Below are 21,459 nucleotides of genomic sequence, written 5' to 3'. Positions count from 1 at the left end.
TATTAGCATAAACAAAATAGGAGAATATATGAGTTCTAATGAAGCTAAAAAAGTTGGCGTAAAAGCTTTTCGAAATCGTGGAATTATTTTTGCAATTTTATCGATTATTTTAATTGTTGCTGGATCAATTTGGATTGCAAAACCTTTTAATGATTTTCTAAAAAGACAAACTTGGAAACAAACTGAAGGGCAAATTTATGGTTTCGAAAAGAAGATTATAAATGAAAAAACCGGTGAATATAGATATTCTGCGGTTATAGATTTTTCAGTGAAAGAGAACGAAACAATTGAACTTCATTCAGAGCTAAAGAATGAAGAACCGGTTAGAGGCGAAAAAGTGAAAGTTTTTTATGATGAAAAAGACCCAAACTCTGCCGTTGAGGGTGATTTTGAAATTACTAAAATAGTTGCTCCGAGTGGACTGCTGATTGTTGGAATTCTTAGTGCGGTTTTAGCAATGATTTCTTTCGAAAGAATGAAAAAAGCTAAAAAGATGCAAAATCAAGCAAGTACTTCAGCCTTTGTACAGAATTTTATTCCGCAAAATAATCAGGAAAATAAGTAATGCGAACGATTTTTACGGACGGAAGTGCTTCACCGAATCCTGGCCCTGGTGGTTTTGCCGTGATTGAAAACGGAAAACCGATTGCTTTGGGAGCTGAAAATGCAAGCACGAATATTCGAATGGAAGGATTAGCTTTGAAAAAAGCTTTCGAAATTTTAGATGGTGAAGAAGCTGAAATTTTAACAGATAGTGAGTTTTGGGTTAATGTTTTAATAAAATGGGCGCCAGCTTGGGAGAAAAATTTCTGGAAGAAGAAAAATGGTGAAATTAAGAATCTTGATATTGTGAAGCCGCTTTTTGAGCTTTATAAAAAATCGAATGTAGAGCTAAAATGGCTAAAAGGGCACGCTGGTCATGAGTTTAATGAAATGGCTGATGAATGGGCGAATCGCGCAAGAAACGGGGAGAAGCTTTAATCCCATTATTGACTTTCTTCGAAAGTTGTGATAAAATAGAAATTCCGCTCAAAAGTGGAAAATAGAACATTTGGAGGAAATTATCCTTATGAAAAAAGCATTCAGAGAAGCAAAGGAACCATTATTCGTGTTCTTGTACTTTACTACAGTCTTTAGTCTATCTTGTTATTTAACCTATTTGACAAGTTGGAATTTTGGAATATTTATGTTTGGATTTTTTTGGCTTTCGCTCTTTTTGCTTCCAAAAGTTTTTAAACCAAAAAATACTGTTCCTGTTCGAGTTAATGCTTGTTTAAAAAGATAGCTATTAACTGATAGAGTCAGAAAAATCTGGCTTTTTCTTTTGGCTATTTTTACTTTACAGATTTTAAAAAATATGATAAAATTGTTAGCGAAGCGCTGTTTTTGTGCTGGTTTCGAAAAAAACAACAAAACTAGCGTGAAACAGCAATAAAATAATAAATTTAAGAGGAATCAAATGAATAAAAATACTCCATTGGAAAATTTCCGAAATGTTGGTATTATTGCGCACATTGATGCCGGTAAAACTACAACAACAGAAGGTATTCTTTACCGAACTGGTTTGACACACAAAATCGGTGTTGTTCGTGGTGAAGGTGATGGTGCAACAACCGACTGGATGGCTCAAGAGAAAGAGCGAGGTATTACAATTACTTCTGCTGCTGTGACTTGTTTCTGGAAAGATCACAAAATTAACATTATCGACACCCCAGGACACATCGACTTTACTGCTGAAGTGGAGCGTTCACTTCGTGTTCTTGACGGTGCCGTGACTGTTTTTGACGGTAAAATGGGTGTGGAGGCTCAGTCTGAAACTGTTTGGCGACAAGCCGACAAATATGGCGTGCCACGTGTTTGTTTTATCAACAAAATTAACCAAACTGGTGGTGACTTCTATAAATCTATTAAATCAATTCATGACCGTCTAAGCAAACAAGCTTTCCCAATTCACTTGCCAATTGGTTTCGAACAAGAAATTAATGGTGTTGTCGACCTTATTGACATGAAAGCTTACACTTATGATAACTACGCTGACCATGAGTTGAAAGTTGGTGAAATTCCAGCAGATATGCTTGAAAAAGCTAAAAACGCACGCTCATTGCTTGTTGAAAATGCGGTTGAAGCTGATGATGAATTGATGATGCGATTCTTCGAAGAAGGTGAGGAATCAATTACAATTCCTGAACTTAAAGCTGCGCTTCGAAAACGAGTTCTTGCTGGTGACTTCTTCTTAGTAACTGGTGGTGATGGCCGTGGTGTGATTGTTGAAAAAGTTCTTGACTTGATTAATGATTACCTTCCAAGCCCACTTGATGTTTCTTCGATTAAAGGAACTGACGCAAAAACTGGTGAAGCTATTGAGCGTAAACCGTCTGTAGATGAACCAACTTCTGCACTTGCATTTAAGATTGCAACCGACCCATTTGTTGGAAAACTCGTATTCGTGCGTGTTTATAGTGGTAAAATTACTGCTGGATCATATGTTCTCAATACAATGACTGGTAAAAAAGAGCGAATCGGACGAATCGTTCGAATGCATGCTGATAAGCGTGAAGAAATTTCAGAAGTTGCTGCTGGTGACATTGCCGCTGTTGTTGGTTTGAAAGATGTTACAACTGGTGCAACTCTTTGTGATTTGAACCACGGTGTAATTCTTGAAGGTATTGAGTTCGCTGAACCTCCAGTTTCGATTGCGGTTGAGCCAAAAACTAAAGCCGACCAAGAAAAAATGGGAATTGCTCTTCAACGACTTGCTGAAGAAGACCCAACTTTCCGAGTTCACACAGATGAAGAAACTGGTCAAACAATTATGTCAGGAATGGGTGAGCTTCACCTTGACATCTTGATCGACCGAATGAAGCGTGAATTTAACGTTGAAGCTAATGTTGGTGAGCCACAAGTTGCCTTCCGTGAAACTATTCGTGGAACTGCTGAAGCTCAAGGTAAACACGCAAAACAATCTGGTGGTCGTGGTCAATATGGTGATGTTTGGATTCGTTTTGAGCCAAATGAGCCAGGAAAAGGCTTTGAATTCTTTGATGAAATTAAAGGTGGTGTTGTGCCACAAGAATACCGCAAACCAGTTGAACAAGGTGTGCTTGAAACGCTTGAAGGCGGTGTGATTGCTGGCTACCCAGTAGTTGACGTTAAAGCTACACTTTACGATGGTTCTTACCACGATGTCGACTCGAGCGAATTGGCCTTTAAATTGGCTGGTGCACTTTCAACTCGTGAAGGTATCAAGAAAGCAAACCCAGTTCTTCTTGAACCTGTGATGAAAGTTGAAATTACAACTCCTGAAGAATTCATGGGTGATGTAATCGGAGACTTGAACTCACGCCGCGGTCGAATCGACGCTATGGAGGATTTGATGGGCGGAACAAAGCTCGTTAAAGGTTTTGTGCCTCTTGCAAATATGTTTGGCTACACTTCAGACCTACGCTCAATGAGTAAAGGTCGTGCAGCTTCAACAATGGAGCTTGCGCAATACGAAGAAGTTCCACCTAACGTTGCACAAGAAATTATCGAAAAGCGAAACGCTAAATAATAATTTCGAAAACTTAAAAACTACCTCTTTCGGGAGGTGGTTTTTGTTTTGCAAAAAATAGATAAATTTGGTAAAATATAATTATTATGGCTAGAGCTGAGAATGCGGAGGATAAAACAAAAGATAATAAAAAATACCTTGCGAGCAATAAGGGTTCACTTGGTGGCGGCTTAATAGAGCAAAAATCTTTGAATCCTAAAAAATCTAAAATTTCAACTAAGAATCTAAAAGAATCTAGTAAAAGAAAAATGAGCCCTACTTCTAAAACTGCCATTAAAAATAATCAAAAGCAAAAAGAGAATCTAATTAAGTCAAAAAAGCGCGTTAAGAAGTTTGGTGAAGTTTTTACGCCCGAGTTCATTGTTAAACAGATGTGTGATTTATGTGAGCCAACAATTTCTCAAGTAGATAAAAAAGTCTTTGAGCCGACTTGTGGAAATGGTAATTTTCTTGTAGAAATTTTGAACCGAAAACTTAATTCGGTTCCGGATTTTTATACGAAAATAAAAAAGCAAAAGAATGCTAGAAGCAAAAAGGCTCAGGTTGAGATTTATGAATTTTGTTTAATTTTGGCAATATCAAATGTTTATGCGGTGGATATTCAAGAGGATAATGTTGAAGAATCACGTGAACGCCTAAAAGAAATCATTTATAAGCATATTAAAAATATCAAAAACTCGTTCTTTTTTCTTGAAACAATTGATAAAATTCTAAGTAATAATATTATTGTTGGCAATACTTTAACGCAGAAAAATGAGCTTAAATTCTTCGATCTAAAGCCTAATTTTGAAGATTTGACTTTCGAAATTTCAGAACATTCACTTCAAGATATTGAAAAAGCTTATTCGAAAATAAAATCTGCAAACCTTGAAAACTTAACAGATGTAATGAGTCAGATGCGAGCATCGCCGTCAAAACTTACACCTAAGAAAACACGGCTAAAAGTAGCAAATAAGAAAGATTAATCGGAGAGTTTAAGATGAGTGATGATAAAAAACAGATCAAAACATTTAAAAAAGTTTATCCACAAATTTATTCATATATTTTGCCAGATAGACACCAAAATGATGGCTGGCAAAAAATTGGCTATACTGAGCGAAAAGATGCTAAAATTCGAATTCGTGAACAAAACGAGACCGCTTCACATAAAGAACCCTATGATATAAAATGGATTAGACCTGCAAGAAAAAATAATAATAAATGGTTCAAAGACCATGAGCTTCATCGCTATTATCAGCAAAATGCAATTCCGAAAGATAAAGGTCATGGAACTGAATGGTTTTATTTTAATGGTACGCCAGAGAGGTCGATAGAACTTTTTGAAGCTTTTTGTCAAGACCGTTTTGTAGATAGTAATGGCAAGAAATTCTATATTTTACGACCAGAGCAAGAAGATGCAGTCGAGCAAACCTTAGAATATGCTGAACGTAATCAAACTACTGATTTTAAAAATCCAAATGAAAAAGCTGAATTCTTATGGAATGCTAAACCGCGTTTCGGCAAAACGTTAACAACTTATGATTTTATGAAACGCTTTGGAGCAACAAAAACTCTAATCGTAACTAACCGTCCAGCAATTGCCGATTCTTGGTATAATGACTATAAGAAATTTATTGACGGTTATCATTTTATCTCAACAGCGGACTCTATTAAAGAGAAAACCTTAACTCGTGAAGAGTTTAATCAAATTGAAGGTTTCGGTAAAAAACAAATAACTTTTTTGAGTTTGCAAGATTTAAAAGGTGCAAAAGTTTTTGGTGGAAGCTTTGACAAATTGCAGTGGGTTGCAGACCTAGAGTGGGATTTATTAGTGATTGATGAAGCCCATGAAGCAGTTGATACTGATAAAACGGACAGGGCTTTTGAAAATATTAAACGCAAATTTACGCTTCATCTTTCAGGAACGCCATTTAAAGCCTTGGCAGAAGGTAAGTTTAGTAGTGAACAAATTTATAACTGGACTTATCTCGATGAGCAAAAAACAAAACAGAGTGAGCTCAAGAATGGTCAAGAATCGGGCGATCACACAGATATGCCGGATTTAAGGTTGTTTAATTATAAAATTTCAGATGTTACAGCTAAGCAGATCGAAGAAGGTATTGATGTAAATGGGGACAATATTCCACCAGTTTTTGAATTTAACGATTTTTTGGCAACCAATTCAAAGGGTGAATTTAAGCGTGAAGCTGATATTTGGCGATTTTTAAATACTCTTACCGAGAATGAAGGTTATCCGTTTTCAACTCCAGAACTTCGCAATGAGCTAAAGCATACTTTTTGGTTTGTAGGAAATCGCGTAAATTCAGCAAAAGCAATGGAAAAGCTGCTTAAAAAACACCCAGTTTTTGAAAATTATAAAATTATTTTAGCAGCCGGCGATGGCCGAAGTTTGGACAATGAAGACTTTGAAGAGGAGGCTGAAGATTTTAAAAAGAATGAAAAAGCTTTAGCGCGCGTAAGGAAGGCGATAGAAGAATATGACAAAACCATTACACTTTCGGTTGGTCAGCTTACAACGGGCGTAACGGTTAAAGAATGGTCGGCGGTACTAATGATGAGTGATGTGAAAAAAGAAACTCTTTACACGCAGGCGATATTCCGTGCACAAAACCCATATAAATATGAAAAAGACGGCAAACTTTATCGTAAAAAGTCGGCTTATGTTTTTGACTTTTCACCTTATCGTGTGCTTGAGATTTATGATAAACTCGCAAATTCTTTAAGTGAAAAAAGCGCAATTGGTAATATTACAGAAAGTGAGCGGCAAGAAAATGTGGCAGAACTTCTCAATTTCTTTCCAGTTCTTTCGCAAGACGAAAATGGTAAAATGGTGGAGCTTGACGCTTCGCAAGTATTAACTTTGCCCGCAGCTAAAATGGCAAGCGATATTGTTAAGCGTAGGTTTATCACTAACTTACTATTTAAAGATATTGGTAATGTTTTTAATCTTCCAAGTGAAATCGTTAAAAAACTTAATAAAGTGCAAAATTCGAAAGAAGATGGCACGGCAAATAAAAAAGAAAAACGTGATATTTCCAATAATCGTGAGCGAGATGAACAAAAACAAAAAAGAATTTCTGTTAATCGCGATATTATTTGGGGACAAAAGGTTTATGGCGAGCCAATTCGTGAGGCTTTTGAGCGTGCGCAAGAAGATATGGATAGCTTTGAGGAGCAATTAACAGATGCAATTAACGAAGATATTTTGAGCAAACCTATTGCTAAATATGTTGAAGTTTATGCTCCAAGTAAGAAGGAAATCAAAGAACTTGAAGAAAAAATTGTAGAGAAAATCAAAACTGTGAGTGAAGAATTTAAAAATTCGCCTCAAACAGAAAAAGAAAAAACTAAGGCAATTGCTGAGCTTGCAGATTTTGTTGAAAAAGAACTACCCCGCGATATGATTGATAATCGTGAAGAGCAAGCTTATCAAGATAATGCTAAAACCGAGCTTGATATTATTCGTGAAAAGCTCCGAACATTCTCACGAGCAATCCCAAGCTTTGTGATGGCGGCAAAAGATCCTAGGAACCTTACTATAGATAATCTACAAGATGCGGTGAGTGATGAAGATTTTGAAATGCTATTCAATGAACGTGACAAGCTCCATGCACCAGATCGATTTACGAAAGCTGATTTTATCGAACTACGTGATGGTGGTGATTATGAAGAAAACGGCGAAATTATTCACTTCGATGGCTTTTTTGAAAAACATCGCTTTAATGCGGCAATTCAAGAGTTCGAAAAGAAACGCGAACGGCTTGCTGATTATTTGAACAATACAACAAAAGAAGATATTTTTAGCTACATTCCAGCGCAAAAAAGCAATCAAATTTTTACGCCGCGCGAAGTTGTAAACAAAATGCTTAACATACTCGAAGCTGAAAACCCAGGGATTTTCTCTAACCCGAACCTTACTTTTTGTGATTTACATATTAAAAGTGGATTGTTCCTAACCGAAACCGCCAAAAGGCTCAACCATGGTTTAGCAAATATAATTCCAGATGAGCAGGCAAGATTAAAGCATATTTTTGAAAACCAGCTCTTTGGTTTTGCGCCAACCCAGATCGTTTATGATATTGCAGCCAACTATATTTATGGCGGATTCCCTGAAATCTCTCGCCAGAACTTAAAAAAGAAAGATTTAACCGAGCAGTTCAAGAAAGGAGAGCCGCTAAATATGAAATTTGATGTTGTGATTGGAAATCCGCCGTATCAGGAGGAAACTAAAGACACTAGTGATAAGCCAATTTATAACTATTTTATGAGTGAAGCTTATAAGTTTGCAGATAAAGTGTGCTTTATTACGCCTGCGAGATTCTTGTTTAATGCTGGTAAAACACCCAAAAAATGGAACGCCAAAATGCTAAATGATAAACATTTAAAGGTGGCTTATTATGAGCAAGATTCAAGTAACGTCTTCCCGAATACTGATATTAAAGGTGGTGTAGCTATAACTTATCGTGACACCAAGAAGAACTTTGGTAAAATTGGCACATTTACACATTTTGAAGAGCTTAATTCTGCTTTGCATAAAGTTCTTGAAAAAAATAAAAATAGTGATTTTCTTGATTCTTTATATTATTCTACCGATAGTTATAAGTTCTCTCAAAAAATGCATCAAGATTTTCCTGAAGCAAAAGAGAAGCTTTCGAAAGGGCATGAAAAGACTGTTGCAAGCTCCGTTCTAACTAGTTTGGATAATATCTTCACCGAAAATAAGAAGTTTGAAAATAGTTTTAAGTTTATTGGCGTTATAAAAAATAAGCGCAAGTGGCGATATATCAATTCTGAATATATCGAAGAGCATCCAAATCTTCGAAAATTTAAAGTTATGCTGCCTGGAAGCAATGGAAGTGGCGCTATAGGCGAAGTTCTCTCTACACCCCTTGTCGGGGAACCCCTTGTCGGGGAACCCCTTGTCGGGCATACGCAAACATTTATAAGTTTTGGAGCTTTTGACAACCGTGAAGAGGCTGAAAACTTGCTCAAATACATAAAAACTAAATTCGCGCGCACAATGCTTGGCACCCTAAAAATCACGCAAAGCAATAAGAAAGATACTTGGCGTAACGTCCCTCTTCAAAACTTTACCAACAACTCTGACATTGACTGGTCGCAATCAATTGCTCAAATCGACCAGCAACTTTATAAAAAATACGGTTTGAGCGAAAAAGAAATTGCGTTCATTGAAGAAAAAGTTAGGGAGATGGAATAGAAACATGAAAGTAGATTTAAAAGATACAGATTCGGGCAATGATAAATTTAGTAGATTTGAAGATGAGTCGATTAATTTTGATAAGTCGGTTAATTTTGTTTTTGGTAAGAATGGTACAGGCAAATCATCCATTTGTGATTTAATAAGGAGCCAAAATAGTAATGGTGAGCACGGATATGATGCTTATATTTTTCAAGGGTTTGAATCTGTTATTAGTGATGATCAAAAATTAAATGCTATTGTTCTTGGCGAAGAAAATACAAAAATAGATAAGATTATTAAAGAATATGAGAGCGAGATTGCCGACATTCAAGGCAAAATAGATGCTGAAAGGGCTAAAATTGTCAAACCGCAAGATGAAAGCGAAAACTTATATACACAAAAGCTTAAACTAGAAGAGGAAAAACAAAAGAAAGAAAAGAAGGAACAAAAATTCTATTCCAATAGTGCAAGCAAAATTGCTAATATGAAAGACCCTGTAATTGTTGAGAAGGCAACAGGTTACGATAAGAATTCTTTTCAGGGTGAAATTGAAGATGCGCTTAAGAGTCCTATTCTATCTGATGAAGAGATAGCAACATTGAAAGAAACTATAGAATCAACCCCAAAACCAGAAGTAGAAAAAATCTCTTTAGATGAGATCGATTTTGCAGTTTTACAAGAGGATGTTGAAAACCTATTGTTAAAAACAGTTCAACCAAGCATAAAAATTGCAGAATTAGACGATGATAATAAAAAACGCCAATTTGCTGAAGCTGGTAAAGACTGCCATAGTGCTGGTGACACTTGTGCTTTTTGTGGCAATATAGTTACCAACGAGCGACTTCAGAAACTTGAAAAATATTTTTCTGGTAGTGAAATTGATAAATTCACTAAAGAGCTTAGCGATAAGTTGATTGAAATTAAAAACTATGAAAATAAATTAGAAAAAATCATTATAAAGGAAGAAGTTTTTTATCCAGAGTTTAAGAACTCGATTAGTGAGATTTTGCTAAAGGTAGATAAAAATAAACTTGAACAGCAGAACTTCTTGAAAAAACTTAAAGACTCTTTAGAGGAAAAACAAAAGAATTTATTCGATACTATATCATATGAATCAGAAAAACTACCTTCTAAACTGGTCGGAGAGATTGAAGAATATAACGGAATAGTTGAAGAAAACAACGAATACACTAAAAACCTAAAAGATAACAAAACTAAAGCTAGAAAAAAGCTTCGCTATAATGCTATTGCAGAAATTATTAGGAATTCAAATATAGAAGAAATTAAGACAGAGCTTAGTAGCGCTATTAGTGATCTAGATGGTAAAGAAGAAGAGATCCAAGTAGTAAAAGATGATATTGAAGATTATGAGAAAGAGCAAAAGGAAAAGCAAGAAAAAATTAATGAACAATTATCAAAAACTAAAAATACAGAAATACTAGCTAAGAATATTAATAAAAAGTTAGAAAAATATACTAATTTTACGCTTGAACGTAAAGATGAACAGGGTCGAGAATTTTATGAAATTAAGGAAAAAATAGAAGGTGAAGAAAAAACTCGACCAGTTCAGGAACTATCTACTGGTGAAAAAAATATCGTTGCGCTTCTTTATTTTATTGAAAGTCTAGATGATTCAGAAAATAATTCTAATAAACCCAAATTTATTGTATTTGATGACCCAATGAATTCAAATGATGATACAATGCAATACTTAATTGTTGACGAGATGCTGGATCTAGTTAAGCAGGTTAATAAATCTAAAAAAGAAGATAAGATTCTTATCTTAACACATAATGTATTATTTTATTTAAATATTACTCGTGACATAAAAAATGAATGTCGCCGAAAATTAAAGAGTGATGGCAGTGTTATAAACCCTTATGAAGAATTCAATTTTTATAAGCTTATGTCCTATGGAGGTAAAACCAAAATACAAAAAATACAAAAAGATAAGGAGGATTTTAAAAATCAATATGAATCTCTTTGGTTTGAACTAGGATTCTTATACAAAATGGATAAGCCTGAATTGATGTGTAACGTGGCACGGCGTATCATAGAGGATTATATATCTTTTACTAACAAAAAAGATTTTTATAAGGAAAATAAGGATGCAAAGAGACTTTTTAATGCAAACTCTCATAGTAGTATTCTTGATTTAACAACTGACATATCAGGTAAGAACAATGAGGATATTAAGAATATACTAGAAAAGTGTTTTAATGATAATAGTGCCATAGATCATTTTAATACTCATTGGCAATTATGTATAAAAGTAAATAAGTAACTATAATTTTTATGATGAAACCGTAAATCCCGCTTGCCCTTAACCCGTTCAAAGTGCTATAATTAAAGCAGGAAATCAAGCACTTTTAATTGAATAACTTGGTGATTTTGGTAAGGTGAAAGGAGGAATCTTTAATCCCCTATAGCAAACCAACAAAAGTGCTACATCACTTTTTAAAATTTGCTAAGCACATTTAAGAATCATCTATAGCATTTTTAATTAACTGCTATAGCAAAACAAATCAAAAGCCTTTCAAGGAGGAAGAATGAGTCTTAAATATAAAGTTGTTCAACTTGTAAACCCTGCAAAACGAGAAGAGCCAAAAAAGTTTTACGCTCAACTAGCTGAATCTGGCCGTGTTGATCTAGATGAAATCGCTAATAGTATTTCAGAAACCTCAACTACGGTGAGTCATATTGATGTGCATGCAGTTTTGCTAGCACTAACAGATGAGCTTTTGAAACGATTAGAGCGAGGCGAAAGTGTTCATCTTGGGAAACTTGGTTATTTTCATACAACTATTCAATCTAAAGGTCAAGCTAAAGAATCTGGTGTAACAGCAAGCTCGATTGAAGGTGTGAAAGTTCGTTTTGTGGCGGGTGACGCCTTAAAAGATAAACTAAAATCAGCACACTTTGAAAAGGTTGAAAAAGCCAAAACTACTGAGCCAAAACCAACCGAAAACAAACCTGCGGGTGCTTAAAATTAGCTAAAGTAAAAAATTTAAAACCAGCTTTGAATAGTAAAAACAGCTATCGGTCTGGTTTTAAATTTGGTTTTTTTGTGTTAAAATAGAGGATATATGAAAAGCCTTGTAGAGATTTCAAAAGAAGAATATCAAAACTATTGCCAAGATAAAAACATTGACTGGTTACAAAGTGTAGAATTTGCCGAAATGCGCAAGAAGCGCGGCGCAGAATACTATTTTGTGGCGTTAAAAAATGATGAAAATATTGAAGTTGCTGGGTTGATTTCTAACAAAAATAAGCGTTTCGATTTGGTGATGGTTGAGCAAAATGGCGTTTCGCAAGCAGATTTTATGGATTTTTTGGTTAAGAGTGAAGAATTTGCACGCGAGCATGGAGCGATTTCTTACCGGATTTTGCCAAAAATGGTGCGTGCACTTCGTAATGATAAGCTTGAAATTATTGAAAGCAATAATCTTGATTGGTTGAATAAACCGCTACTAAAAGCTGGTTTTAAATATTATTCTGGCTTTAAACACGAGTTTGATATGGATGTAAACATGCATGTTTATTTGAAAGATCTAACAGGGCTAAGCGAAGATAGTGTGGCTTCAACTTATAACCAAACTACACGCCGAAATTTGCGCGCGGCAATAAAAAAAAGCGTGAATGTTCGTAAGATTGAAGAGGGTGAATTTACTGATTTTGTGGCGATTTTAAAGAGTTCAAACCAAAAAAACGGTGTTGGCACGCGTGATGAGAAATATTATCATAATTTAAAAACTTGTTTTGGTGAGCGAGCGCGTTTTATGGGTGTGGAATTTGAAGGAAAACTAATTTCTGCTGGCGTGTTTATCTTTTCGAAAAATGAAGTTGTTTATTTTGAGGGTGGAACTCTCCAAGAATATCGCAAAATTCCAGCTTCAACATTTTTGCAAGATTATATGATTAAAGAAGCAATTCGTGCGGGAGCTTCGAAATATAATTTTTATGGCATTACGGCAGAACCAAAGGCAAGCTTGTTGCGTTTTAAGGCTGGTTTTCGCGGTGTGGCGATTGAATATGCTGGTGAATATCGCAAACGTTATTTTTTACGCACAATTTTGAGCAAAATCTTTCGAAAATAGTTTGACATTTTGAATTTTAGGCATTAGAATAAAGATACGAGGATTATCCTTAGTAAATTTAAAGGCAGGTCTAAATTATGGCTGGAAGACTTTTAAGAATGGAAGATATCGAACGAGATCATCATCGGGTTGTGAATCTTTCAGAAAAAGATATTGAGATTAGTGAATTGATGAATTCAGCTTATTCTAATCGAAGTGAGGCTTTGAACGATGTTTGCGATCAGTGGAATGATTACGAAGAAGCTAAAAGTAATCTTTTGAAAGCTAAAAGACAGTTTCGGAAAGGTAAAATTGATGGTGGTGAGTATCAATGGTTTGTTGATGAATTTGATTATCGCAAGCGTCGTTCGAAAAGAGCTTCGAAAAGATATAAAGAAGCTAACAATGAAATTCGCAAATTGCAACAAGGAAAGGAAGAGATTAGACAGTTGCTTAATTCTCGAATTTTTAGTGAATATGACTGGAATAGTACTTAAAATTTAAAAATCGCTCAGAAAGGGCGATTTTCTATTGACTAAAATACGATTATGTGTTAAAATATGATTTGTCTTAGCTTAGAACTTTGACTAAAAATATTCAAGGAGGTTGCTCGTTATGAGGGTAACAGAAGTTTTACAAAGAAGAAGTGATGGTGATATTTTAACTATTAGTCCTGAAGTTTTGCAATTGCAAAAAAGAGTTAAATCTTTGCGAGTACCAGAAATCCCTAGGGATTTTTCAAAAGGTAAAACACGAAAAGGACTAAAAAAAGCGCTTCAAGGAATTGAGAGTTGTTCTGTAAAAGAAGAGTTGGAGTCTTATGAACTTCAACTAGCTGATGCGCTAAACTGCCGACGTGAATTGATTGATGAAATTTTCAAAACTGAAAAATATTTGAGGAATATTTCATCTCGTCAATATGAAAAGATTTATAAGAAATTGAAAGATCTGGAAACAATTCAAGAAGTGCTAAATTATGCAGACAAGGAAGTAATTCCGGGAATCCAGCAAGTAATTAAAGCCTTATCTATCGCTGAAAATGACGATCATCGTCAGATTCGAAAGGTTCAAAAAACTAAGCATACAGACAAGAAGTATGGTCGTCGAATTAATACTCGACATGACCAACATTATAAGCGCTCTCGCGAGATTGAGCGCGCTAAAAAGCAGGCGACACGGATTGCCTTCGCATAAAATTTAACCGCTCAGATTGGGCGGTTTTTCTTTACGCCTATGTTTTTTTGTGTTAAAATGGTAAAAGTTAAAGAAGGAGGTTTGAGTTTTGGACGATTTTAAATATTTGCCAGAAAATGCTCATTATTTTGATTCGGCGTGTCAGTCTTTGCGCCCGCAACCAGTTTTAGATGCTTTAAATGATTACTATTTAAATTTTAACTCTTGTGGTGAGCGCGTAAAATACGCTTGGGGTAGAAAAGTTGATGAAAAGGTTGAAGAAACTCGTGAGGTGGTTTTAGATTTATTAAAGCTAAAAGAAAAAGATTATTTTGTGAGCTTTACGCTTAATACAACCTATGGTTTAAATTTGTTGCTTTCGCAACTTGAATTGCCAGTTTCGAAAGTGGTAACTAGTGAGATTGAACATAATTCGGTTTTTCTTTCAACGATTGAATTCGCTAAAAAACACCAAATTGAACGAATCATGCTTGAGCGTGAAGAAGATGGCTCGATTTCGCTTGAAAATGATTTTTCGAAAGCTTTGGTTGTAGTTAATGCGGCTTCGAATATTGATGGAAGGCGACTTGAAAACATTAAAGATTTGGTAAAGAAAATTAAAAAACAGGGTGGATTTGTGATTATCGATGCGGCGCAAGCGCTAGGTTCGAGCTATGAATTGCTTCAAAAAATTCCAGCTGATGCAATCGTTTCGAGCGCGCACAAGATGTATTCGGCGAGTCTTGGAATTATGGTTGTGCGAAAAGATTTTGCAAAATTTATAAAAACCTCTTTTGTTGGTGGTGGAATGGTTTCAAGTGTCTCCAAAGAATCTTATGAAGTTTTGGGTGATGAGCACATTCATGCTTTGTTCGAGCCAGGTTTGCAGGCTTGGGGCGAAATTATTGCTTTAAAAACAGCGATTGATTGGCTGAAAAAGCAAAAGAAAACTTCACGAGTTGATGAGTTTTCGAAAGATATTTTCGAGTTTTTAAAAAACCAAAAGGGCGTTAATATTTTAAATAAAAAGCCGGCTCCTGTGATTAGTTTTTATCACGATAAGCTTGATGCGCACTTGATTGCACAAGCTTTGAGCGATGAAGGAATTATGGTGCGAAGCGGTTATTTTTGCGCGCATTACTATTTAAAAGAGGTTCGAAAACTGCCACACTTAGTGCGAATTTCAATTGGCTTACATAATACTGAAGCTGATGTTGTAAAATTAAAAGAAGTTTTGGAAAGGATTTTTAGCTAATGATTTGTATTGCTGCGTTTATAGTTTTGCTAATTATTTGGTTATTTACACCCGCTTTGAAGCTTTTTGGCTTTAAAAAACAAGCGAAATCAATCAATCAAATGTTTAAAAAATCAATGCATTGTTTCTCACGAAGAGTAACTTTGCGTGCTTGCGATTCGAATTTTAAAGATGAAATTAAAAATTCAATTCTTCGAAAAGTAATTGTGAAGCACAAAAAATGGGTAAAACCAGTTTCTTGGGCGATTGAGGCGGTGGCTGGCTTGATTGTTCTAATCACAATTTGGTCGGTTCTAACAGTAATTAAATCAGCCTTAGCGCTATTTGTTTTTGGAACTTGTGATATTCAACGGCCGGCTTCTTGTGCACTAAATTCAACTGAGGCTTGCTCAATCGATGGCGGAAATACTGAAAATCCAATAGTTTCATGGTTTACAGATTGGGGGCAGATCTTTAATGCGATGCCTGCAAAGTTTCGAAGTTGGAATGCGCAAGATTATGTTGTAAAAAATTCAACTTATCGTGGTGAGTTCTCTAATGAAGTTTCGAAAGATGCGAGCGTGGCGATTGATATTTTTGACCCTGGTTGTATTGTTTGTCGGCGCTCATTTATAAATCAGAAAAATAGCGGATTCTTTAAAAATCATAAAACCCATCTCTTACCATATCCGATTGATGGAAAGTTTAAAAATTCTGAGTTGATTTCGAAATATCTTGAAGCTGTTCGAGGAATTCAACCTGAAAATGGTAAGAAGATTTCGGCTGAATGGATGATTATTGAGAAGATTTTTACTGAAAAGGATGAAAAAGGAGTTTTATTTCAAGAGAAGTTTAATGGCGAAAATCAAACTTCAACAACGGCGGAGGAAACTGAAAAGATTTTGCAAAGCTGGCTTAAAGATGCGGGTTATTCAGATACGCAAGTTGAGGAAATTTCAAAAAAAGCTAAAAGTAATGAAATCCAGGAGCGTATTAAAGAGAATATTCGAGTTGTAAATGAAGAAATTAAGACGAAGAGTATTCCAACTTTGATTTATGAAAACCAGAGGCATGAGGGTTTATATAAAGTTTCAAAATAATTTTTATAAAACCTCTTTACAAAATATTGAAGATTAGGTATAATTATAGGTAGCGTCGCGTCGTGTGTTTTGCTAAAACAGTGACTCGTGCGACGCGCATAATATTATTAATAAAAGGAGAAATTCTAAAAATGGCAGAATTTGACCGCTCAAAGCCACACGTAAACGTTGGTACTATGGGACACGTTGACCACGGTAAAACAACTCTTACTGCGGCTATCACAGCAGTTCTTGCAAAACGACTTCCATCAGAAGTTAACAAACCAATTGCGTACGACCAAATCGATAACGCACCAGAAGAAAAAGCTCGTGGTATTACGATTGCTTCTTCTCACCAAGAATACGAATCAAAGAACCGACACTATGCTCACGTTGACATGCCTGGACACGCAGACTATGTTAAAAACATGATCACTGGTGCTGCTCAGGTTGATGGTGCTGTTCTTGTGATTGCAGCTACAGATGGTCCTATGCCACAAACTCGTGAACACGTTCTTTTGGCAAAACAAGTTGGTGTGCCTAAGATTGTTGTTTTCTTGAACAAAATGGATATGGCCGATGAAGAACTTGTTGAGTTGATCGAAATGGATGTTCGTGAACTTCTTTCAGCAAACGGATTTGATGGCGACAATGCTCCAATCATCAAAGGTTCAGCTCTTAAAGCTCTTGAAGGTGATGAAAAATACGAAGACGCTATTATGGAATTGGTTGATGCTATGGATACATACATTGAAGAACCAGTTCGCGATATGGATAAACCATTCTTGATGCCTATCGAAGATGTTTTCTCAATCAAAGGTCGTGGTACAGTTGCTACAGGACGAATCGAACAAGGTGTTGTTAAACTTAATGATGAAGTTGAAATTGTTGGTTTGAAAGATTCACAAAAAACTGTTGTTACAGGTATTGAAGCTTTCAAAAAATCTCTTGATCAAGGTCAAGCAGGTGACAACGCTGGTCTTCTTCTTCGAGGTATTGATCGAGATCAAATCGAACGTGGACAAGTTATTGCTGCTCCTGGCACAATTACTCCACACACAGAATTTGAAGCTGAAGTTTATATCTTGAAAAAAGATGAAGGTGGACGACACACTCCATTCTCAAAGGGTTACAAACCACAATTCTACTTCCGAACAACTGACGTTACTGGTGAAGTTGAACTTCCAGCTGATAAAGAAATGGTTATGCCTGGTGACAATGTAACTTTCAAAGTTAAATTGCAAGCACCTATCGCCATGGAGCAAGGTTTGAACTTTGCTATCCGTGAAGGTGGACGAACTGTTGGTGCTGGTGTTGTTACAAACATCATCAAATAATAGTTTATAATTCAAAGAGCACTCCAAGAGGGGTGTTCTTTATTTTGTCTAAAATAATCAAATTTGTTGTTATTTTAATTTAACCAAAAGCATGATATAATGTTAGAGTTATGGATATTTTGGAATTATTTAAAATCGTTATAGTTAGTATAATTGAAGGTGTTACCGAATGGCTGCCTATTTCAAGCACTGGCCACATGCTACTATTTGATGAATTTACTAAGCTTAATTTTTCGAGTGAGTTTAAATCTGTATTTATGGTTGTTATTCAGCTCGGAGCTATAATGGCAGTTATTTTTACTTATTGGTCTAAGCTAAATCCTTTTGATAAACACAAAAATCATCGTGAAAAAAAGAATACAATTGAATTATGGAAAAAAATATTAATTGGCGCAATTCCTGCAGGAGCTATGGGGATACTATTTAATAATTTTATAGAAAAATATTTCGAAAATATGTGGGTTATTTCAGCGATGTTGATGGTTTACGGTATTTTGTTTATTGTTATAGAGCAATTTCGAAAAAATAAAAATATAAAGCCAAAAATTGAAAGTTTTGGAGAGATGACTTATTTGGATGCACTTAAAATTGGTGGATACCAAATTTTAGCACTTATTCCTGGAACTTCTCGAAGTGGATCGACAATAATTGGTGGGCTATTGACGGGAGTTTCAAGAAAAATCGCAGTAGAATTTTCATTTTTTATGGGCATTCCTATCATGCTAGGTTCGAGTATGCTTAAGATTGTTAAACATGGCTTTAAATATTCTAATACTGAGATTTTCTACCTATCAGTTGCCTTAATTTTAACATTTGTCGTTTCAATGTTTGTTATAAAGTCTCTAGTTAACTATCTTAAGAATAATGATTTTCAAATGTTTGGTTGGTATAGAATTTTATTAGCAATATTAATAGTTGGGTATTTTTTAATTAAATAGGAATTGAATCTTTAAATAAGATTGAAAGTATGGTAAAATAGTTATTATGAATTGGAAAATAATAGTTAAATCGATGAAAAATAAAGATATGCAAAAGCGTGTCTTTGGAGTGGTTGGTCTTTTAATAATTTTTAGATTCTTGGCACATGTGCCAATTCCTCTTGCTAATGCGGGAAACTTGAAAGAGGTTGTTGAATCTGCTATTAAGAGCACCGATTTAGGAGGATTTATCAATCTGCTAACTGGTGGTGCTTTGACAAGCTTTTCAATTATGCTTGTTGGTCTAAGCCCATTTATTACTGCCTCAATTATTACTCAGTTAATGACAAAAGCTATCCCATCACTAGAAGAGCTAAATAATGATGGCGAGTCTGGTCGACGAAAGATTAATCAATGGACGCGAATTTTAACTATTCCTTTGGCAATCATTCAATCTATTGCTTATATTTTCATATTGCAGACAACCGTTCTTCAATCTAACTCTGCGGGCTTCAAAGGCATGAGTTTGTCTAACTGGATTGTTGCCGTAACTGCAATGGTCGCCGGTTCGGTTCTTTTGATGTGGATTGGTGAAATTATCACAGAAAAAGGCGTTGGAAATGGAATTTCCTTAGTTATTTTTGCTGGTATTATTTCACAGCTACCAACAACATTAGCAACTCTAATTTCTTCAATTACAGATACTAAAGATGGTGCTTTTGATGTTTTCGGTTGGTTTACTTTGCCTGTTAATCGTATTGCATTTATGGTTACATTGATACTTCTAGTAATAAGCTTAATTCTTCTTTATATTTTAGTTAAGATTAATGAAGCGCAAAGAGTTATTACTATTAATTATGCAAAACGAGTTCATGGAAATTCATCTTATGGTGGAATAAAAAGTATATTGCCAGTAAAACTTATTGTTGCCGGTGTTATTCCAGTAATTTTTGCTGTTTCATTCTTGAGTCTTCCTGCGTTTATTGGTCAGGTGATGAAGAATGCTAAAGTTAATGTTTCATTGGCTGAAAACTTAATTAAATGGTTTTCTGCCCCAAATCAAGGAACTTTTACCGGATCTTCTCCTGAGTCGTTTATTTATCCGGCCGTATATTTTGTTTTAATCGTGGTATTTACATATTTTTATACTTCGATTGTATTTAACTCGAATGAAATCGCTGACAATCTTCAAAAACAAGGTGGATTTATTGAGGGTATACGCCCCGGTATTTCGACAGCAAACTATTTAAATAAAGTGGTTAATCGCTTAAATTTGTTTGGTGCAGTAGCTCTTGGTCTGATTGCATTATTACCATTTGTTGCAGATTATCTCCTATATAACCTAGCTTCAATTCAAAATAGTAATCTTTCAATTGGTGGAACTGGAATCTTGATTATTGTAACTGTTGCTCTCGAGACTATTAGACAGATAAATTCGCGAGCGTTGATGGTTACTTACGACGATTACAAATAAAGAGATCTTTAAATGAAGATTAAAAATTCTCGAAAAAAAGCTAAAAAAATATTGTCTGTAGTTCTTATAATTTGTTGGGTTTGTTTAATAGGCTATACTGGAGTTTATGTATACAATAATTTTCTACAGCCTAAAAAAAATCAGCAGAAAATTCCAGGTGGCTCAGCATTAACTCACCAAGTTGATGAAACTGAAGTTACTGAAGAGAAAAAAAACTCTTATAAAGTTCCTAATCCACTTTTCCCGAGATTTTTATCAATCCCTAACTTAAAAATCTCAAATGCTCGTGTTGTTCAATTGGGACTAATAAAAAATACCAACCAACTCGATTCGCCAATTTCAATTCATGATGCTGGTTGGTATATGAAAAGTGCCTTACCGGGAAACTCCAAAGGCGCACTTCTCATAGATGGGCATAATGGAGGTCCAACTAAAGGGGGCATTTTCGAAAATCTTGGCAACCTTTTGAAAGGTTCAGATATAATAGTTGAAAGGGGTGATGGACAAAAAATAACTTATGAAGTTAAAGATGTCCGTGAAATGACTGTTGATGAAATTAATGATGAAAATAATAAATTTGGAATGAGCACGATGCTTGACTCATTTGAGTCTTCAAAAGAAGGATTGAACATCATAACATGTGTTGGTGATTGGGATTATTCGAAAAATACCTTCAATAAACGAGTGGTGCTAAGGGCTGTTAGAAAGTCTTGAAATTAATAAAAATATTAAAAATGTACTACTACAATTAAGTAGTACATTTTTAATTTAGGGGTGGAAAATATGCCAAAGCAAAATATCGTTTTTTTTAATATCGATAGAATAACTCGTTAGAAATATATGATCTAGAGTATTTAAAATTTACGATTATCTCCGAAAGAAAAAGGAAGACTGATAACTTAATGTTCTTTTTAATTTTAAGAAAGTTATAAAAAGGGCTTGACTTTTTGAGTAGTATAATGTAGAATGGTATAGATTTATGGCTCAAAAGGAAGTAATAAAATTGGAAGGACGAATCGTGGAGGCTTTGCCAAACACGCAGTTTAAAGTTGAACTTCAGAATGGGCATACAATCATCGCTCATATCAGTGGAAAGATGCGAAAGCATTATATTCGATTGGTGCCGGGCGACAAGGTTGAAGTAGAGTTGACCCCTTATGACCTTACTAAGGGAAGAATCAGCTTCCGCCTAAGAGATTAGCAAGTTCGAAATAGAAAAAGCCAGCTTTCGAAATGGCTTATTATTTCTATGGGGATTTGCAGATAATATAAACCTAAAGGATAAGGAGTTTTTATACACTTATGAAAGTTCGTGCAAGTGTTAAAAAAATCAGTCCAGATGACATTTTAGTTCGCCGAAAAGGTCGACTTCGTGTTATCAATAAGAAAAAACCTAAGAATAAGCAAAGGCAGGGTTAA

The 21,459-nt window shown here is 35.1% G+C and carries 18 protein-coding genes; all 18 read left to right on the top strand.

Features of this window, described 5'->3' with window-relative positions; genetic code table 11:
* The first annotated feature begins 28 nt into the window (after window positions 1-28).
* Window positions 29-565, top strand: coding sequence for a DUF3592 domain-containing protein (locus HXL38_001975; GenBank protein QWB90745.1), 537 nt, complete (start codon window positions 29-31; stop codon window positions 563-565).
* Window positions 565-981, top strand: a complete 417-nt coding sequence (locus HXL38_001970) for a ribonuclease HI (GenBank protein ID QWB90744.1) — start codon at window positions 565-567, stop codon at window positions 979-981. Before HXL38_001975 ends, HXL38_001970 begins: the two co-directional genes overlap by 1 nt.
* A 478-nt stretch (window positions 982-1,459) precedes the next feature.
* Complete coding sequence (gene fusA, locus HXL38_001965; GenBank protein ID QWB90743.2) at window positions 1,460-3,550, top strand: elongation factor G; 2,091 nt, start codon at window positions 1,460-1,462, stop codon at window positions 3,548-3,550.
* Between the two features lie 86 nt (window positions 3,551-3,636).
* Window positions 3,637-4,515 (top strand): SAM-dependent methyltransferase, encoded by an 879-nt coding sequence (locus HXL38_001960; protein QWB90742.1) that lies wholly within the window; start codon window positions 3,637-3,639, stop codon window positions 4,513-4,515.
* Between the two features lie 14 nt (window positions 4,516-4,529).
* Entirely contained in the window at window positions 4,530-8,768 is a 4,239-nt protein-coding gene (locus tag HXL38_001955; protein QWB90741.1) for an Eco57I restriction-modification methylase domain-containing protein, read from the top strand.
* Window positions 8,769-8,772: 4 nt separating this feature from the next.
* Window positions 8,773-11,034: an AAA family ATPase gene (locus HXL38_001950; protein ID QWB90740.1), complete on the top strand. Its 2,262-nt coding sequence runs from the start codon at window positions 8,773-8,775 to the stop codon at window positions 11,032-11,034.
* Window positions 11,035-11,299: 265 nt separating this feature from the next.
* Window positions 11,300-11,737: an HU family DNA-binding protein gene (locus tag HXL38_001945; protein ID QWB90739.1), complete on the top strand. Its 438-nt coding sequence runs from the start codon at window positions 11,300-11,302 to the stop codon at window positions 11,735-11,737.
* Window positions 11,738-11,836: 99 nt separating this feature from the next.
* Window positions 11,837-12,847 carry an aminoacyltransferase gene (locus tag HXL38_001940; GenBank protein QWB90738.1) on the top strand — a complete coding sequence of 337 codons (1,011 nt, stop codon included), beginning with the start codon at window positions 11,837-11,839 and terminating at the stop codon, window positions 12,845-12,847.
* Window positions 12,848-12,924: 77 nt separating this feature from the next.
* A complete protein-coding gene (locus HXL38_001935; protein ID QWB90737.1) occupies window positions 12,925-13,323 on the top strand; it encodes a hypothetical protein in 399 nt (132 codons plus the stop codon).
* A gap of 118 nt (window positions 13,324-13,441) precedes the next feature.
* Complete coding sequence (locus HXL38_001930) at window positions 13,442-14,020, top strand: hypothetical protein (protein QWB90736.1); 579 nt, start codon at window positions 13,442-13,444, stop codon at window positions 14,018-14,020.
* 88 nt (window positions 14,021-14,108) lie between these two features.
* Entirely contained in the window at window positions 14,109-15,254 is a 1,146-nt protein-coding gene (locus HXL38_001925; GenBank protein ID QWB90735.2) for an aminotransferase class V-fold PLP-dependent enzyme, read from the top strand.
* Window positions 15,254-16,333: a hypothetical protein gene (locus tag HXL38_001920; GenBank protein ID QWB90734.1), complete on the top strand. Its 1,080-nt coding sequence runs from the start codon at window positions 15,254-15,256 to the stop codon at window positions 16,331-16,333. Before HXL38_001925 ends, HXL38_001920 begins: the two co-directional genes overlap by 1 nt.
* Before the next feature lie 131 nt (window positions 16,334-16,464).
* Window positions 16,465-17,649, top strand: coding sequence for an elongation factor Tu (tuf, locus tag HXL38_001915; protein QWB90733.2), 1,185 nt, complete (start codon window positions 16,465-16,467; stop codon window positions 17,647-17,649).
* 110 nt (window positions 17,650-17,759) lie between these two features.
* Complete coding sequence (locus tag HXL38_001910; protein QWB90732.1) at window positions 17,760-18,587, top strand: undecaprenyl-diphosphate phosphatase; 828 nt, start codon at window positions 17,760-17,762, stop codon at window positions 18,585-18,587.
* Between the two features lie 46 nt (window positions 18,588-18,633).
* Window positions 18,634-20,040: a preprotein translocase subunit SecY gene (gene secY / locus HXL38_001905; protein QWB90731.1), complete on the top strand. Its 1,407-nt coding sequence runs from the start codon at window positions 18,634-18,636 to the stop codon at window positions 20,038-20,040.
* A gap of 12 nt (window positions 20,041-20,052) precedes the next feature.
* Window positions 20,053-20,754, top strand: coding sequence for a class F sortase (locus HXL38_001900; protein ID QWB90730.1), 702 nt, complete (start codon window positions 20,053-20,055; stop codon window positions 20,752-20,754).
* Window positions 20,755-21,019: 265 nt separating this feature from the next.
* Window positions 21,020-21,241 (top strand): translation initiation factor IF-1, encoded by a 222-nt coding sequence (gene infA / locus HXL38_001895; GenBank protein ID QWB90729.2) that lies wholly within the window; start codon window positions 21,020-21,022, stop codon window positions 21,239-21,241.
* Between the two features lie 101 nt (window positions 21,242-21,342).
* Complete coding sequence (rpmJ, locus tag HXL38_001890; protein ID QWB90728.2) at window positions 21,343-21,459, top strand: 50S ribosomal protein L36; 117 nt, start codon at window positions 21,343-21,345, stop codon at window positions 21,457-21,459.

Origin of the sequence: Candidatus Saccharimonas sp., assembly GCA_015256915.3 — a bacterium.
GTDB lineage: Bacteria > Patescibacteriota > Saccharimonadia > Saccharimonadales > Saccharimonadaceae > Nanogingivalis.
Note: the sequence above shows the minus strand (reverse complement) of the source record. Positions and strands in the feature narration are given on the sequence as shown.

Coding starts and splice junctions, on each gene's coding strand:
- infA (QWB90729.2), top strand. CDS start 21,020: ATGGCTCAAAAGGAAGTAATAAAATTGGAAGGACGAATCGTGGAGGCT.
- tuf (QWB90733.2), top strand. CDS start 16,465: ATGGCAGAATTTGACCGCTCAAAGCCACACGTAAACGTTGGTACTATG.
- HXL38_001955 (QWB90741.1), top strand. CDS start 4,530: ATGAGTGATGATAAAAAACAGATCAAAACATTTAAAAAAGTTTATCCA.
- HXL38_001950 (QWB90740.1), top strand. CDS start 8,773: ATGAAAGTAGATTTAAAAGATACAGATTCGGGCAATGATAAATTTAGT.
- fusA (QWB90743.2), top strand. CDS start 1,460: ATGAATAAAAATACTCCATTGGAAAATTTCCGAAATGTTGGTATTATT.
- secY (QWB90731.1), top strand. CDS start 18,634: ATGAATTGGAAAATAATAGTTAAATCGATGAAAAATAAAGATATGCAA.
- HXL38_001945 (QWB90739.1), top strand. CDS start 11,300: ATGAGTCTTAAATATAAAGTTGTTCAACTTGTAAACCCTGCAAAACGA.
- HXL38_001940 (QWB90738.1), top strand. CDS start 11,837: ATGAAAAGCCTTGTAGAGATTTCAAAAGAAGAATATCAAAACTATTGC.
- rpmJ (QWB90728.2), top strand. CDS start 21,343: ATGAAAGTTCGTGCAAGTGTTAAAAAAATCAGTCCAGATGACATTTTA.
- HXL38_001900 (QWB90730.1), top strand. CDS start 20,053: ATGAAGATTAAAAATTCTCGAAAAAAAGCTAAAAAAATATTGTCTGTA.
- HXL38_001960 (QWB90742.1), top strand. CDS start 3,637: ATGGCTAGAGCTGAGAATGCGGAGGATAAAACAAAAGATAATAAAAAA.
- HXL38_001920 (QWB90734.1), top strand. CDS start 15,254: ATGATTTGTATTGCTGCGTTTATAGTTTTGCTAATTATTTGGTTATTT.
- HXL38_001930 (QWB90736.1), top strand. CDS start 13,442: ATGAGGGTAACAGAAGTTTTACAAAGAAGAAGTGATGGTGATATTTTA.
- HXL38_001975 (QWB90745.1), top strand. CDS start 29: ATGAGTTCTAATGAAGCTAAAAAAGTTGGCGTAAAAGCTTTTCGAAAT.
- HXL38_001910 (QWB90732.1), top strand. CDS start 17,760: ATGGATATTTTGGAATTATTTAAAATCGTTATAGTTAGTATAATTGAA.
- HXL38_001970 (QWB90744.1), top strand. CDS start 565: ATGCGAACGATTTTTACGGACGGAAGTGCTTCACCGAATCCTGGCCCT.
- HXL38_001935 (QWB90737.1), top strand. CDS start 12,925: ATGGCTGGAAGACTTTTAAGAATGGAAGATATCGAACGAGATCATCAT.